Annotated in this window: 15 protein-coding genes; 8 read left to right on the top strand and 7 right to left on the bottom strand. The window is 70.2% G+C overall.

What is annotated here, in order from left to right:
* Positions 1–427: 427 nt before the first annotated feature.
* The 4 genes from ACFU7Y_RS25880 to ACFU7Y_RS25865 all read right to left on the bottom strand — a co-directional run bounded on the left by ACFU7Y_RS25880 (position 428) and on the right by ACFU7Y_RS25865 (position 2,435).
* Positions 428–640, bottom strand: coding sequence for a hypothetical protein (locus ACFU7Y_RS25880; RefSeq protein WP_380769802.1), 213 nt, complete (start codon positions 638–640; stop codon positions 428–430).
* A 128-nt stretch (positions 641–768) separates the two neighbouring features.
* The gene (locus ACFU7Y_RS25875) at positions 769–1,353 is read right to left on the bottom strand and encodes a GIY-YIG nuclease family protein (protein WP_380769803.1); all 585 of its coding nucleotides are present in this window, start codon (positions 1,351–1,353) and stop codon (positions 769–771) included.
* A gap of 117 nt (positions 1,354–1,470) precedes the next feature.
* Entirely contained in the window at positions 1,471–1,905 is a 435-nt protein-coding gene (locus ACFU7Y_RS25870) for a MarR family transcriptional regulator (RefSeq protein WP_355675980.1), read from the bottom strand.
* Complete coding sequence (locus ACFU7Y_RS25865) at positions 1,902–2,435, bottom strand: MarR family transcriptional regulator (RefSeq protein WP_380769801.1); 534 nt, start codon at positions 2,433–2,435, stop codon at positions 1,902–1,904. Before ACFU7Y_RS25865 ends, ACFU7Y_RS25870 begins: the two co-directional genes overlap by 4 nt.
* 1,163 nt (positions 2,436–3,598) lie before the next feature.
* Here ACFU7Y_RS25865 and ACFU7Y_RS25860 point away from each other — a divergent pair.
* Both ACFU7Y_RS25860 and ACFU7Y_RS25855 read left to right on the top strand, forming a co-directional pair.
* Positions 3,599–4,000 carry a DUF4357 domain-containing protein gene (locus ACFU7Y_RS25860; protein WP_380769800.1) on the top strand — a complete coding sequence of 134 codons (402 nt, stop codon included), beginning with the start codon at positions 3,599–3,601 and terminating at the stop codon, positions 3,998–4,000.
* 62 nt (positions 4,001–4,062) lie between these two features.
* A complete protein-coding gene (locus ACFU7Y_RS25855; protein WP_380769799.1) occupies positions 4,063–5,877 on the top strand; it encodes a zeta toxin family protein in 1,815 nt (604 codons plus the stop codon).
* On the opposite strand, the gene ACFU7Y_RS25850 is transcribed toward ACFU7Y_RS25855, so the two are convergent.
* Positions 5,841–6,152, bottom strand: coding sequence for a hypothetical protein (locus ACFU7Y_RS25850; protein WP_380769798.1), 312 nt, complete (start codon positions 6,150–6,152; stop codon positions 5,841–5,843). The genes ACFU7Y_RS25855 and ACFU7Y_RS25850 overlap by 37 nt on opposite strands.
* A 151-nt stretch (positions 6,153–6,303) precedes the next feature.
* Here ACFU7Y_RS25850 and ACFU7Y_RS25845 point away from each other — a divergent pair, with 151 nt between their 5' ends.
* The 3 genes from ACFU7Y_RS25845 to ACFU7Y_RS25835 all read left to right on the top strand — a co-directional run bounded on the left by ACFU7Y_RS25845 (position 6,304) and on the right by ACFU7Y_RS25835 (position 9,617).
* On the top strand, positions 6,304–9,039 hold the full coding sequence (locus ACFU7Y_RS25845) for an ATP/GTP-binding protein (protein ID WP_380769797.1): 2,736 nt from the start codon (positions 6,304–6,306) through the stop codon (positions 9,037–9,039).
* A 43-nt stretch (positions 9,040–9,082) separates the two neighbouring features.
* On the top strand, positions 9,083–9,316 hold the full coding sequence (locus ACFU7Y_RS25840) for a hypothetical protein (RefSeq protein ID WP_380769796.1): 234 nt from the start codon (positions 9,083–9,085) through the stop codon (positions 9,314–9,316).
* Positions 9,317–9,398: 82 nt separating this feature from the next.
* A complete protein-coding gene (locus ACFU7Y_RS25835; protein WP_380769795.1) occupies positions 9,399–9,617 on the top strand; it encodes a hypothetical protein in 219 nt (72 codons plus the stop codon).
* Between the two features lie 75 nt (positions 9,618–9,692).
* On the opposite strand, the gene ACFU7Y_RS25830 is transcribed toward ACFU7Y_RS25835, so the two are convergent.
* Entirely contained in the window at positions 9,693–9,986 is a 294-nt protein-coding gene (locus ACFU7Y_RS25830; RefSeq protein WP_380769794.1) for a hypothetical protein, read from the bottom strand.
* The gene (locus ACFU7Y_RS25825) at positions 9,983–10,264 is read right to left on the bottom strand and encodes a hypothetical protein (RefSeq protein ID WP_380769793.1); all 282 of its coding nucleotides are present in this window, start codon (positions 10,262–10,264) and stop codon (positions 9,983–9,985) included. Before ACFU7Y_RS25825 ends, ACFU7Y_RS25830 begins: the two co-directional genes overlap by 4 nt.
* Positions 10,265–11,026: 762 nt before the next feature.
* Here ACFU7Y_RS25825 and ACFU7Y_RS25820 point away from each other — a divergent pair.
* From ACFU7Y_RS25820 to ACFU7Y_RS25810, 3 genes are read left to right on the top strand one after another with little or no spacing between them, the layout of a single operon-like run.
* Positions 11,027–11,428: a type VII secretion target gene (locus ACFU7Y_RS25820; protein ID WP_380769792.1), complete on the top strand. Its 402-nt coding sequence runs from the start codon at positions 11,027–11,029 to the stop codon at positions 11,426–11,428.
* A 3-nt stretch (positions 11,429–11,431) separates the two neighbouring features.
* Entirely contained in the window at positions 11,432–13,144 is a 1,713-nt protein-coding gene (locus tag ACFU7Y_RS25815) for an alpha/beta hydrolase (protein ID WP_380769791.1), read from the top strand.
* The gene (locus ACFU7Y_RS25810) at positions 13,141–13,680 is read left to right on the top strand and encodes a hypothetical protein (protein ID WP_380769790.1); all 540 of its coding nucleotides are present in this window, start codon (positions 13,141–13,143) and stop codon (positions 13,678–13,680) included. Before ACFU7Y_RS25815 ends, ACFU7Y_RS25810 begins: the two co-directional genes overlap by 4 nt.
* Positions 13,681–13,716: the final 36 nt, after the last annotated feature.

Raw genomic sequence — 13,716 nt, 5'->3', positions numbered from 1 at the left:
GCGCTGCCCACTCTGGCGAACATCGAACAGGCGCTGACCGTAGCGACTCCCAAAGTGCTGAACATGTGCTGTCCGTTCTCGTGAACAGAGCCACAAGGACGTTCTCGCCTTGGTCGCCAACGACATCGGCACACCACCGAGGAGATCCTCGCCTGCCGCCGCTACGCCCTCTCCGGGGACGTCCGGGCGATGGACGGCTGGTAGAACCGCAGGCCCGAGGGGGCGGCTTATAGATTTGCGCCCGTCCCGGAGGCCTCGAACGGGGGGCGATTTATGAAACCGCCGCAGGTCAGCGCGCGCCGGTGATGGCCCGTGAGTGTGCGTCTCGGGTCCGGCGGGCGCCTGTCCGCAGGCTACCGGGACGCGGTCGGCGGGCCAGGGATTTGTACCCGCCGCAGGACACTCTCGTTACCCGTGGTGGTAGCGCTCAGACCTGCCGGTCAGGGTCGGAGAAGGTCAGGCCGCCGGGCGAGAGCGGCCGCCGGACCGGAGCGGGTACGGCCGCAGTCTCGCCCGGCGGCTGGCGGAAGTCGGCGCCCTGCTCGACCGGCAGCCGGCGCACGCCGGACTGGGCGGGCAGGGGTGCGTCCGTGGCGGTCGCGGAGAAGGTGGGCATCGCGAGAGGGCGACGGTTAGTCATGATCCACAGTGTCGCAGCCCGGGCCGGGCCGGGTAGGCCAAACCGCTATCACCGGTGGTAGCGCTCTGGCCCTGGCGCCAGGACCAACCGATCTCGCCTGCCCTCGGGTGGGGTGGCCACGGGGACGGCTACGCATCCGTAAACGGCCGCGGGGCTTCGGCAGCCGAATGCACGAGCCTGAGGCGCGGACGCGGTACGGGTGCTGCCTCCCTCGGGGCTGGCTCCGCAAGCGCGTGCAGCATCACCCGGCCAAGCGGCCTGACGGCCACAAGGCGGCCATCGGCAACGAGCGCTGCGAGGGCCTTCTTCACGCTGGTCGGGGACGTGCCGAGAGCCCCGGCCATGCGTAGGTTCGTCATGAACAGCGGATCCCCATCAGGCACTCGTGCCTTGTAGAGGTCCAGCACCGCCGTGGAAATATCGCTGGCGCTGCGGGGAGTCCTTGCTCTGTCGGGCCGGTCTGGGTCCGGCTCGTAAGCCTCGACCGCGCCGGTGATCAACGCGAGGGGGTCCTCGCTGCGAAAGTCGAACCATTCCCCGTGGATCCGCTGACGGGCGAAGCAGGCATGCAGGTGCTTCTCCAATCGCGGGCCTCCGGGGAAGGTCGCCAGGAGGCGGAGTTCAACCGGCGATCCGGCCTGGAGGCTCGATAGCCGACCAGTCGGATCGACGCTTCGCCCGATCTTCACCGGCCGAGCCGCAGGCGACCCCACCACGTAGACGGAGTCACTGGTCGTCGGTACCGGTTTGTCCACCCCAACTTCGTTCACAGCACGGTACGTTACCGAGCACCACTGACAGTAGCGCTCTCAGCTTGAGCACCGCACGCCTTACTCCTGGTCGGGGACGGCCTTGATGGTGCGTCGGCGGCGGGCGTCAACGTTGCCGACCTTTCGGGGGCCTTCGGCGCGGGCATCGAGGGTGATCTCGGGGGCCTCCAGTGCTTCGCCGACCAAGCGGCGGATCTCGGGGTTGGAGGCGAAGAAGAAGCGGGGGTTGACCCGGTAGCTTCCCGGGTCCGGGTGCTCGACCAACTGGAGCGCTTCCAGCCGGGCCAAAGCCTCGTACGCGGTGGAGGTCGAGGTGCCGCAGTCGTGGGCGATCTCCTCGACGTCGGCGGTGATCGGGGCGAACACTGCGCCGTGGCTGGTGAGCCATTCCAGGACGCTGCGCTGGCTGGCGGAAAGGTTGAGCGTGTAGACGGGCGGCATGCCGAGGCTGTCCGGGTCGAAGTCGCCGTGGTGGCTGTGGGTGGCGGCGCTCATCGAGTGCCTCCGTTCGTCGTGCTCCTGGCCGTGGTGGTGCGGCGCGGTCCGGGCGTCTTGGCGGCCGCTTTCTCGGCGGCCTTCTTCGTGGCGGCGATCGCCTTGGCGTCCGGCGTGATCGGCGGCGGGTCCAGTCTGCGACACGCCTGCACCTGGGCGTCGCCAGAGCCCTCCCAGAAACGGCGCGGGTTCAGCTGGTACGTCTGGCTCCGAGGGCTGGTCTTGAGCAGGATGTTCAGCTTCACCAGGCGGGCGAGCGCCGTCTTCGCGGTCGTCTCCGTCGCCAGGATCGCCTCCGCCACGGCAGCCGCGGTCACCTTCACCGCCGCACCAGCCCCACCGTTCGAGCGCACCCAGTCGATCGTCGCCCACTCCGCCCCGGACAGCGCCAGCGAGTACAGCGGTGCGTCGTCGGTGTAGGCGTTAAGGGTGTACGAGCCGTCCATGGTGTGCGGCGTCCGGGCCTTCGGCGCAGGCAGCACCGCACCCGTATCCAGGTTCACCAGGGCGATGTTGCCCCTGCGAGCCATGCTGCTCCTCACCATGCCGTCGCCGTCCAACACCGGTTCAACGACCGGTGCACCTTGAGGTTGCTAAGGGCTAGTTTTTCAGACGTTAGCTCCGAAAAACCCGACCTTAGGGGCAAGAACCTACAGGATACGGCCCGGAAAACGCAGGTTCCCGGCGACGTGTCGAGCCACTGTGTCCTCAGCAAGCGCTGCCGTAACGTCTGGTTTTCTGGCGGCAACGTCTGGAAAACCAGACGTTAGTGAGGAGAAAACCGCAGGTCAGGGCATATGTCCCTTCTTAGGTAGTAAAGGCGAGCGGTCGCGTGGGCCTTCACCCCGATGGCTTGGCCTCGCTACCAACTGGCCTGGAAGCCCTCATCCTGACCTCCCGACGACTGATGGACTAAGCACAGTGGCTTCCCCGGTTTGGCCCCACGGTCGGCCCGCCCTCAGGGGGATCAGCGGGGGCACTCATGCGGTGCTGATGCTTCGACCTGACGGTCGGTGTAGACGCTTGGTGGCCCCGCGCAGCACTCCCGGGTTGTGGAGGTGGGTAACAAGGCGGCCCTCGTCAGGTGGGTGGTGACGCCAGCAACCGCTCCTGGGCGGGCAGGCTGCGGTACTGCGCGCAGGCCGGATCGGCAGATTGCGCACCGCGCACGGGCTCACGCCACTTCCGCCGGGGGCAACTGGACAGGCCGGACCGTTTGCGGTCCGGCCGGTGCGGCGACGGGCCGACGGCCGGGCCGGCCACGGCCCTGACGGCGGAACCGGCGGCGCAGTCCAGGCGGCAGCGAAGGATGGTCCAGCGCATCCGGGCGCTGGCCAGGGTGCGGTAGCGGAGCGCGCCGCGCCCAGCTACCCAGCCTGCTGTCGACCGCAACGTTGTTGTGGTTGCTGCCCCATCCCGGCCGGGCGGAGGGGCAACCAGGTCACCAACGAGGTGGGGAGAGCGAGGGTCGGACACACCAGCAGCAGACCGGGGCTCGATGTGGATGGTGACGTAGAAGTCGCTGTTTCTCGCCTCCGTTGGGGCCGTGCTTGCCCAGGTCGCGAAGACGGAGACCTTGTTCTTCGCGGAGGCCGGAGGGGGAAGCGACCTGGTTCGTCGCGTGCGCGTGCACCATCCACAAAGTTCTGCTGTATTCTTAAGTTAGAAGATTTCAGCAGAGATGGAGGAGTTCATGCCGACGCTCAGCATCCACTTCGACCCTGCGGTTCTCGCGCATCTGGTGAACGCGAGTGGCGACGAGACGGTCCACGTCACTCTCGCTCTCGCCCAGGGCACCCCCGATCCCACTGCGCCTGCCGCGACGGTCGTGCGCGGCCCGCTCGCCGAGCTGATGAAGGCCGGAAAGCTGACGGCCGGCACCGAGCTGACCTTCCACCAGCCCCGGACCGGTCGCTCGGGCCGCGCCGTGGTGACCGCCGACGGGCAGCTCGTCGTCGACGGTCACGCCAAGCCGTTTTCCTCTCCGTCCAAGGCCGCCGAGGCGGTCACGGGCAGTGTCATCAACGGCTGGACGCTGTGGCACCTGCCCGGTGGGCGAGGAACCCTCGACGACCTGCGTCGAGAGCTCGGCTGACCTGCGTACTTACACCGGAGCGTTGGGGGGGAAGCCGTGGAGATAAGGGGGGCCACGCAACCGTGCTGACCGAGAACGAGAGCCGCGACGTACTCGAAGGGCTCATCCTGCCCGCAGCGACGTCAGGCTCAGTGCCGCAGGAGAGCCCTGTGGTGGTCCTGGTGGCAGGCCCTCCCGGCAGTGGCAAGACCACTCTGGGCGACCTGCTGTACCCGGTCCTCGGACTGCGCGGCGGCGCCGTGCGCGTCGGCGCAGACCTGTACAAAGCCGCGCACCAGCACTACGAGGCGCTTCTGGCGAAGGACGTGCGGACCGCCGGTGCCGGTGTACGTGCTGACACTCGCCGCTGGCAGGCCAAGGTGGAGGCATACGTACGCGCCCACCGGCTCGACGCGGTGGTGGAGACCGCACTCGCCGACCCGGACGAGGCGCGCGCCCAGGTACTGGCGTACCGGACGGCCGGGCACCGGATCGATGTGGTCGCGCTGGCGTGCGCGCCTGCGGTCAGCCAGCTGGGGGTGCTGGAGCGCTACCTCGGCAACGGGGACGGTGCCGGGCGCTGGGTGTCGTGGGCCAACCACGACACCTGTGCCCGGCAGCTGGGCCGGACCCTGGACATGCTGGAGTCCGAGCACCTGGTCGACCGCGTCACCGTCGTACGGCGCGGCCTGGAGTCCCTGTACAGCAACGAACTCGTCGACGGGACGTGGGCGCGGCCGCCCGGCGCGGCCCGGGCGGTGGAGGCCGAGCGGGCCAGGTGGTGGGACGCGGCGGAGACCGTGTCCTTCCGCCGGGCCCTCGCCAGTGCCGAGCAGGCGCTGGTGCAGGCGGAGACCCGGCTGTCCGCCGACCGAGTGCTGGCCGTCTCGCGGGACGCGGAGAGGTGCGCAGCGCTGGCCGAGCCGGTTCGGCGCACCGCTCAGCCGATTCCTGGGCCGCCCGGCGTGGACTACCACCGGCTGTCTGCTGACGAGCACGAGTGGACGTTTCAGAACCTGATCGTCCCGGACCTCGGGGAGATCGTGGCGCAGGAGCGGCCCGTCGCCGTCTATGTGATGGGGGCGCCGGGCGCTGGTAAGACCCAGGCGGCGATGATGGTGCGCCGGGCGCTGCGCGATCGGCGGCCGGTGTGGATCGCGGGCGAGCTGTTCAAGGCGGCCCACCCGGACTACTTTCGGCTGTTGCGCGAGTACCCGCGCACCGCGTCCGCCCGGATCCGCGCGGACTACAAGGCGTGGCAGGCCCGGGCCGAGGCGTATGTGCGGGAGCGTCGCGCGGACGCCGTGATCGAGGTCGCCCCCGGCAGCGTGAACTCCTTCCTCGACGATGCGGCCGTGTGGCGGCGGGCCGGGTACCGCGTCGAGTTGCTGGTGCTGGATGTGCGCGCGGCCGACAGCCGCCAGGGCACCGCCCTGCGCTACGCGGAGGTCAGCCGGGGCGGCACCCGGCCGGGCCGGTTCACCACCGCCGCCGGGCACGACCGGTGCCTGGCGGCGGTGCTGGAGTGCGTCCAGGCCGTCGAGGAGCAGCGCCTGGTCGACCACCTCGGCGTGGTTCGCCGCGATGGCACTGCCGTCTTCCGCAACGCGCTCGGTCCCGACGGCTGGTGGACCGGCCAAACCGGTGCCGCGCTCGCCGCGCGGGCGGGGCAGGTGCGGCCCTACACCGAGCAGGAGGCCCGCCGGTTCCTCGCCCACCAGCGCAAGCTGCGCGCGGCGCTGCCGCAGTACCGGCGGGAGGTCGACGCGATCACCCGCCTCGCCTGGCCGCTGCTGCCGCCCGCGCTCCAGCCCGGCCGTCTCGCCTTCGCCCCGCCCGCCGCGCTCCCGGCACCACGCCCCTACACGCCGGTGATCTCGCTGAGTCTGGCATCGTAGTCGGCCTCGATCTGCCCGAGCTCCTCTCCGGTCGTCTCCGGCAGGTCGCGCAACGCATCGACGCAGGCGGCACGCTCGGCCAGCAGCCGCGCGACGCGGTCGGGGGTGGGTGCCGGGCGCCGGCGTTCGGCGCGGATCTGCTCGGCGTACCAGGCCGCCACCTGCTCGATCTTTTCCGCGATCCGGCCGCGGGCATCGTCGCCTCCGGTGCCGTCAGGCGTGCCGGAGCCGGCGCGGGCCGGAGAGTGGTGGTCAGGGAGTTCAGGGTCGTGCACGGGAGCCGCCTCGGTCTCGAAAAGTGCGCAGGCCAGGGTGTTACAGGTCGGAGCCTACGGTCCCCGCTTGGTTCCGCCTGCCCCCGGCCGGCGCGGCCCGTGAGGGCGTAGGTTGATGCCTGGTCAGATCTGTGCGGAGGGGGAGTCGTCGATGGCGGGGCGGGATCTGAGGGCGCTGTTCGGTTCGAACGACCGGAGTCTGGGCGCCGAGGAGGCGTTCACCAACCGGGAGGGCCAGTGGCAAATGGTGGCGGCCGCGCTCGCCGAGCACCTGGCCTGTGTGTCCGCTGACGGCTTCGACGTCCAGGACCTGGAGGCGGCGCGGCGCAACGTCCTTGTGTTCCACGGCATCGGGGGCGTCGGCAAGACGACGTTGTCGCGGAAGCTGGAGGCGGCCCTCGGCGAGTCCGGCCGACGCCCGGCGCAGTGGGGCGAGCCCACCTGGCCGACGGCGCCGCGGCTGCTGCCAGTGCGCATCGACCTCGCGCGCTCCGCCGGGACGGACTTCGAGCGCCTGGTCCTCACCCTGCGCCTCGCGCTGGCCGGCCTGGACCGCGCGCTGCCGGCGTTCGACATCGCGCTCGGCCGGTACTGGGAGCACAACCACCCCGGCGAGAGCCTGGAGGAGTACCTGCGCCGCGCCGGGCTGGTGAGCCGCTTCGCGAAGGCGCTGCCGGGCCAGGTGCAGGCCGCGTTGTCGAAGGCCGCCGAGGAGCTCGCGCTGCCCGGCGCGGTCGGCTCCGCGGTCGGGCAGGTCGCCACGGCCGTCGTGCGGGCGGTGCGCGAGCGCCGTACCACCGCCCGGGCGCTGGCTGGCTGTCCGCGGCTCGCGGACCTGCTGGAGGCGGAGCCGGACCTGGAAGCGCTGAGCTTCTACCCGCACCTGCTCGCCTACGAGGTCGACCGCCTGCCCGCCAAGCGGGCGGTCGTGCCGGTGGTGCTGCTGGACACCTTCGAGGACATCGGCGACCGCACCAACCGCGACCTGGAGCGCCTGATCCAGCGCGTGGTGTGGCTGATGCCGAACGCCCTGTTCATCCTCACCGGCCGCAGCCGGCTGCAGTGGGCCGACGACGCGCTGCAGGGTCAGCTCGACTACACCGGGCCCGGCGCCTGGCCGCAGCTGGCTGCCCACATTCCCTCCGCCCGCACTGCCGTCCAGCCCGGGGCCGTCCCGGCCGGCACCGGGGCGACAGCCGACCGGCAGGTCCTGATCGGCGACTTCAGCCCCGAGGACTGCGAGGACTACCTCTCCCGCCGCCTCACCACCGCCGACGGCCGTCCCCTCATCGACGACGACCTGCGCCAGGTCATCACCGCCCGCTCCCACGGCCTGCCGCTGTACCTGGACCTCGCCGTGATGCGCTTCCTGGAGATCCGTCGCACCCGCACCCCCACACCGGCCGACTTCGACCACGACTTCCCCGCCCTCGTCGCCCGCACCCTCCAGGACCTCACCCCCGACGAGCGGCACGTGCTGCGCGCCGTGTCGCTGCTGGACGCCTTCGACGTCCCGCTCGCCGCCACGGCTGCGGGCATGGCGCACCAGGCCGCCGCCCTGCGCCTGGCTGAGCGGCCCTTCGTCCGCGAGAACCCGCTCGCCCTGTGGCCCTACCACCTGCACGCGGTGGTGCGCTCGACGATCCGCCGGGCCGACGACCACACCGACGACCGCTGGTCCGACCAGGACTGGGCGGGCGCTGCCGTCCGGGCCTTCGGCGCGATCGGCGATCAGTGGGCCGCTGGCGCCAGCAGCGGCCGGATGCTGCTGGTCGCCTGCCTGCGCCAGGGCCTGACCCTTGCCCGCGACCACCGCCTCGACCTCGGCTGGCTCGCCGCCGCGGCCTGGGCCTACGTCTCCGACTCGGTGTGGGAGCCCCTCGCCCCGCCCACCCCCGCCGCCCTGGACGGGCAGCCAGCCGTAGGCGAGCCGGCTGCCGGGGCCGCCGCCCTGCAGACCCCGGCCGACGCCCTGGTGGAGACCCTCAGCACGATCGCTGCCCGCCAGCGCCAGCACCGCACCCACACCGCCGACCGTCTCACCCGCGTCATCGACAGCGGCCTGCTCCCGGCAGACCTGACCGACATGGCCCTCTACTACCGGGCCAAGGCCCACCGCGACCTCGGCCGCACCGGCGCGTCCCGGCAGGGCATGCAGCAGGTCGCCGCCGGCACCACCCGCCTCGCCCCCGCCGCCCGCCGGGGACTTGCCCACCTCGCCCGCCTCGACGGCGACTTCCCCACCGCTCTGGCCGCCGCCCAAAACCTCGGCTGGGCCGGACGCCAGCACCGAGTCCTCGGCGACCTGTGGTGGGTCCACGCCGAGATGGACCAGGCCGCCGCCGCCTACGAGGCCGCGCGCACCGACGCCGAACAGCACGCCGTCGCCGGTGAACGCGCCACCTCCCAGGCGCAGCTCGCCTTCGTCCGCGCCTTCACCGACCCCGAGACGGCCGACGACGACCTCGACCTCGCCACCCAGCTTCTGGCCGGCCTCGACCTGCGCGCCACCACCCTCACCACCCGGATCGCCGCGCTCGTCCGCGACGCCGGCACCGGCGGCCAGGACTTCCTCGACCGCGTGGCCCTGCTCGACGCCGAGGTCAGGGCCTCCGGCGTACGTGCCGCCCGCACCACCCTCGCCCTCGCCGTGTGCTTCCACCACGCCATCCTCGACGACGACGGCCTGGACACTGCGATCCGCGACCTCGACCAGCTCACCCGCGACCACGACTACGCCTACTACACCGACATCGCCCACTTCATGGCCGGCCGCCCCCTCCAGTTCCCCTCCCCCGCGCGCTGGTTCGACGGCCAAGGCCCGGTCCGCGACCGCTGGCGCGCCCTGGTCACCGCCCGGCAGAACCGCGTGCAAGGCACGCGGTAGCACCAACCTCCTTCCAGTCCGATTGGCAGGTAGAAGGGTTTCGATGAGCAAGATGACCAGCGGCCCGGCGGCAGCCTGGCACCCCGGAATGACGACCGCCGGCAAGGACGACATTCGCCACATGAAGCCCAGCCAGCGCAACCGCTACCGCCGCCAGGGCTTCACCTGGACGCAGATCAAGAAGATCGACCAAGCCATCGGCCGCGGCGAGCAAACCGTCACCCTCGTCTCACCCGGCTGCGAAATCGCCCTCGACCTGCCGCCGAAACGGCAGTGACCAGACACCCCGCCCCCGCCGGCCCGACACCAACCGACAGGACCGCCTCCAGCAGCCGATAACGGACCCGAGTGAGGACCTCGTGACGTCACCCCACACACGCAAGATCACCTACAACGCGCCCGTCGGATCGATCGACCTGCCCGCCTTCGACGACGACGGCACCCCGTACGAGGTCTGGCCCTGTCACGACTGCCTGCCCTGGCACTTCGAAGTCGTCCGCGACGGCTCCGACATCATGGTCCGCGAATGGCACGCCGTGGACTGCACGCTCTTCCAGCAGCTTCTCGCCAACGAATAGCCCTGGTCACCGCCCGGCAGACCCACCTCACACGCCGAAACGAAGAGGCCCGCCCCTCGGGGGCGGGCCTGCCGCTCAGTCCGCTCGCAGAATCCGCGAGACATAGATCCGCGGCGGGGCCGAGCCCTCGTTCACCGCGTACTCCACCAGCCCCAGATCCCGGCGCAGCGGCGACGAATGCATCCCCGGCCGGCCCGGCACCGGCATGCTCAGATGCGGGAAGGGGTTCTCGCGCAGGTCGACCAGGAACGCCACCACCGCGGAGAACACGTCCGCTGGCGTGCCCGGGTCACCGAGGAACTCCTCGACGGCCGGGGAGACGGTGATCGGGTCGTCCTCGTCGTCCGGGAACTCGTTGTAGTCGCTCACAGGGCCCCGAGCCGACGCAGAACCGCGGACGCGGACGTACCAGGGGCCGTACCGGCCTGGACGGCGGCGTGGATCCGGTCACCCTCCGGGTCGCGGTAGAGCTCCGCACGCAGCCACCACCGCTTCAACACGCCGCCGATCGTCTCGACGTCGGCCTCGCCCATCTCCCGGTAGAACTCCATCCGCTGCGCCGGCGGCAAGGCCGCGGCGACGGCGTCCTGGGTGCGTGGGATGGGCTGGCTGCCGTCGTGGTGGCCGTGCAGGGGCGCTGCGCTCACAGTTCCTCCGGGCGTCTCGTGCGGGCGGGACCGGTACCAGTGTCCTCCCCCAGTGGCAGCGGTTGGTACCCGGGGCTCCGGCCCAGCGGGTCCGGGGGGCATCGGGAGGTGAGCCGGGGACGGCTGACGCCGGGACTCGGAGTCGAACGACCAGTCCCGGCACGGCACTGCGGCCGGCTCAGAAGGAGCCAGGCGGCGTCGGACGGCCCCCGCAGCCGGGACCTCGGGCACGGGGGACCCCAGGTCCCGGCTGCGGGAGGCACCGGCCACACCAAGCCGCGGCCGGTCTGCTCGGCGGCCCGTCAAGGGGGTGGTGGGGCTGCCGTGACCCGAATGCTAGACCCGCCCAAGCTCCGCGAACAGGTCTGTGACCTGCAATTTCCGGGGCACGGACATGCCAGAGGTCAGAAATTCTTACCCCGCCCCGACGAGCGGACCGTGCCGAGGAGCCCTCGTCTGTCGCGTGAGCGGCCCGGAGACCGGGCTGCGTGGGCCGGCTGGCGCTGCGGGTGGTGCACGGAACAGGGCGGGTGAGCGGGGGAGGGGCCCTTCGAGGCTCGGGGCCGCCGAGCGTCCGTTCTTCCTGTCCAGTCGCAACCGGCTTGCGTTGCAAGGACTTTGGGTCCCGTGTTGGCGCGCTGCCCGGCCACCTACCCTCTTCAGTTGCAGTCGGATAGCAATCGACTACTATCCGAAATCAATTCTGACAGCGCACGGCCATGGGCGGGGCTCAGGGGCCGGGCAAAACTGTGGGGGGAAGACATGCCAAATCCTGATCTGGCCTCGGAACTCAAGGTCAATCCGGCCGAACTGGACGGCTGCGGGCAGAGCGCCCAGCACATCGGGAGTCTCATACCGGGCGAAACCTCGAAGGTCACCGAGCCGAACAACCAGGCCGCAAACGGTCTGCGGGGCTGGCAGATGGCCGCCGCCATCCAGGGCTGCGCGACGAACTGGAAGACGCTGCTCGACAAGCTCGGCGCCGACATGGGGGATGTCGGCACCAAGCTCGCCGCGTCGGCCACCTACTACCGGCAGGTCGAGAAGGACATCCACGCGAGCCTGAAGGACCCGAACGCGCCGGCCGGCGACGAGCCCGACCCCTTCGGCACGGTCGTCCTTCCGGTCCCCGTGAAGCCCTACAGCCCGAAGGCGGCCGAGTAAGCGATGGACATCAAGACGCTCTACGACGCCAACATCAACAACATCACCGTCGCGAAGAATGCCTACGACGCCCTCTTCACCGCCTTCGGCCAGCACATCGAGTCCTGGCAGCACGAGGTTGTCGACCGTCTGACCAACTCGCACTGGACCGGGACGGCGTCCGGCCACGCCCATACCCGAATCCAGTTCCTGGGGACCGAACTCCAGGCAGCGAAGCAGGAACTCGGCCTCATCAGCAAGGCGCTCTCCGATGCTGCCGAGGGCATCGCGGCAGCGCAGTCCCACCTGGTCAGCGCTCTGGACGAGGCCAAGAGCAACAAGATGACCGTGGCCCCCGACGGCCGCATCACCTGGGACAACGACCCCAACTCCGCCAACTACGCCGGCGACAAGGCCGATGCCACCGCCCAGGCGATCAGCAAACGGATAACCGCCGCGCTCACCGAGGCCGACCACGCCGACCAGACCATCAGCGCGCGGCTCAGCCACCTCTCCACCAACGCGTCCAACGGCACCGGGCTCGACGCCGCCACGGCGAAGAGCGACCAGGACGCCGCGAACGCACTCAGCCAGATCCCCGCCGCCGGCACCGACCCGAACAGCGTGAAGGCGTGGTGGAACGGCCTCACCGATGCTCAGCAGCAGCGGATGATCCTCACCAACCACGACAAGATCGGCAACCTCGACGGTATCCCCACAGTCGCCCGGCACCAGGCCAACTTGATCAACCTGCAACGCGGAAAGGAGGACCTCCAACGCCAGCTCGACGGCCTCGGCCCCGAGCCGGTGAAGACCCTGGCGACCTTGAACGGCCAATCCGTCAAGAACCCTGCCTACGATGAGTGGAAGCGCAAGCACGACGCCCTCGATGACAAGATGAAGGGCGTCCGGGCCATCGAGGAGCGGTTGGGCAAGCCCGTCGATGCCGACCACCCGCCCACGTTCCTGCTCGGCTTCGACACCAAGGGCACCGGCCGCGCCATCGTCGCGGTCAACAACCCGGACACCGCCGACAACGTCTCGACCTACGTCCCCGGCACTGGAGCCCGCGTCGGTGGCAGCCTTCGTAGTGACATCGAACGGTCGGACCTGATGGTCGCCTCGGCGAACGCGGCCAACAAGAAAGCCGGAGACCCCAGCACCACGTCGTCGATCACCTGGGTCGGCTATGAGGCACCGCAGTCGATCTTCCCCGAGGCTGCATGGGACGGCTTCGCAAAGGCCGCGGAGAACAACCTGCACAACTTCGAGACGGGGCTCCGCGCCACACACGAAGGAAAACCATCGAACAACACCATTCTCGGCCACAGCTTCGGCACCACGACCGTCGGGTACACACTGCGCGACAAGGGTTTGCCGGTCGACAACGTGATCCTGATCGCCAGCCCTGGCGCCGGCGTCGAACACGCCAGTGATCTGGGCGTCGACCCGTCCCGCGTCTTCGCGGCACAGGGCGACAAGGACGCCATCAAGTACGCGCTTCCCGAGGACCCCGACAATTTGGCAAGCAATCTCGGCAACAACGTCGCTGGCAGCTTCGGATACAACGACAACCCCGACCATCACGTGGCATTCGGACGCGACCCGAGCGTCTCACAGTTCGGCGCGCAGATAATCCCCACCAGCCCGGGAACGGATCACTCCGGCTACTGGGACCAGAACTCTGCCTCCCTCATTGCGATGGGACAGGCCATCGCTGGAAAGCCGATCTCATGAGCACCGCGATGCGCGCCTCCGCAACGTTGTCACTGGCCAGAAGGTCCGCGGTCGCCGCCGCGCTGGCGATCACGACACTGGCCCTGAATTCCTGCGGAGCGAGCACGCTGCAGGAACGGTCCAAGCCCACGATCACACTGGACCAGGCCAAGAAGCAGACCGATAGCTATCTCGCGGACATCCTGGCCAAGCTCCCGGTCAAGCCCACGGCCAGCTCGGGCGACTTCCGCGATATGGAATGCGACGCCAACGACATCGGTCCGCATGGCAGAACACAGACCAGCCGAGGATACGACTTCGGGGACGTTCCGTCCGCCACCAGGGCCGCAGCCGCCGATGCATTCCGCACGCTCATGACCGAGCGCGGTTTCCAGCCCGAAGCGGATCCCCCCAACTTCCATCACGACTGGATCAAGCTCAAGAACCCCACGGACAACTTCCTCGCCGTCCTGGACGGGGTCTCCGACGCGAGCCGCAACGTCTCCCTGAACGTCAGCTCGCCCTGTGTCTGGCCCAACGGCACCCCGCCAGCCTGATCCGACCTCTCTCCGGTCGGCCCGCCGCTCCCGAGC

It is taken from the genome of Kitasatospora sp. NPDC057542, from assembly GCF_042801945.1.
Lineage (GTDB): Bacteria > Actinomycetota > Actinomycetes > Streptomycetales > Streptomycetaceae > Kitasatospora.
This window is presented reverse-complemented; position numbering and strand designations above follow the sequence as displayed.

Bases quoted from the DNA above. Each gene is read 5' to 3' on its own strand.
- ACFU7Y_RS25865 (WP_380769801.1), bottom strand. From the start codon at position 2,435: ATGGCTCGCAGGGGCAACATCGCCCTGGTGAACCTGGATACGGGTGCG.
- ACFU7Y_RS25815 (WP_380769791.1), top strand. From the start codon at position 11,432: ATGGACATCAAGACGCTCTACGACGCCAACATCAACAACATCACCGTC.
- ACFU7Y_RS25840 (WP_380769796.1), top strand. From the start codon at position 9,083: ATGAGCAAGATGACCAGCGGCCCGGCGGCAGCCTGGCACCCCGGAATG.
- ACFU7Y_RS25860 (WP_380769800.1), top strand. From the start codon at position 3,599: ATGCCGACGCTCAGCATCCACTTCGACCCTGCGGTTCTCGCGCATCTG.
- ACFU7Y_RS25845 (WP_380769797.1), top strand. From the start codon at position 6,304: ATGGCGGGGCGGGATCTGAGGGCGCTGTTCGGTTCGAACGACCGGAGT.
- ACFU7Y_RS25880 (WP_380769802.1), bottom strand. From the start codon at position 640: ATGACTAACCGTCGCCCTCTCGCGATGCCCACCTTCTCCGCGACCGCC.
- ACFU7Y_RS25870 (WP_355675980.1), bottom strand. From the start codon at position 1,905: ATGAGCGCCGCCACCCACAGCCACCACGGCGACTTCGACCCGGACAGC.
- ACFU7Y_RS25820 (WP_380769792.1), top strand. From the start codon at position 11,027: ATGCCAAATCCTGATCTGGCCTCGGAACTCAAGGTCAATCCGGCCGAA.
- ACFU7Y_RS25810 (WP_380769790.1), top strand. From the start codon at position 13,141: ATGAGCACCGCGATGCGCGCCTCCGCAACGTTGTCACTGGCCAGAAGG.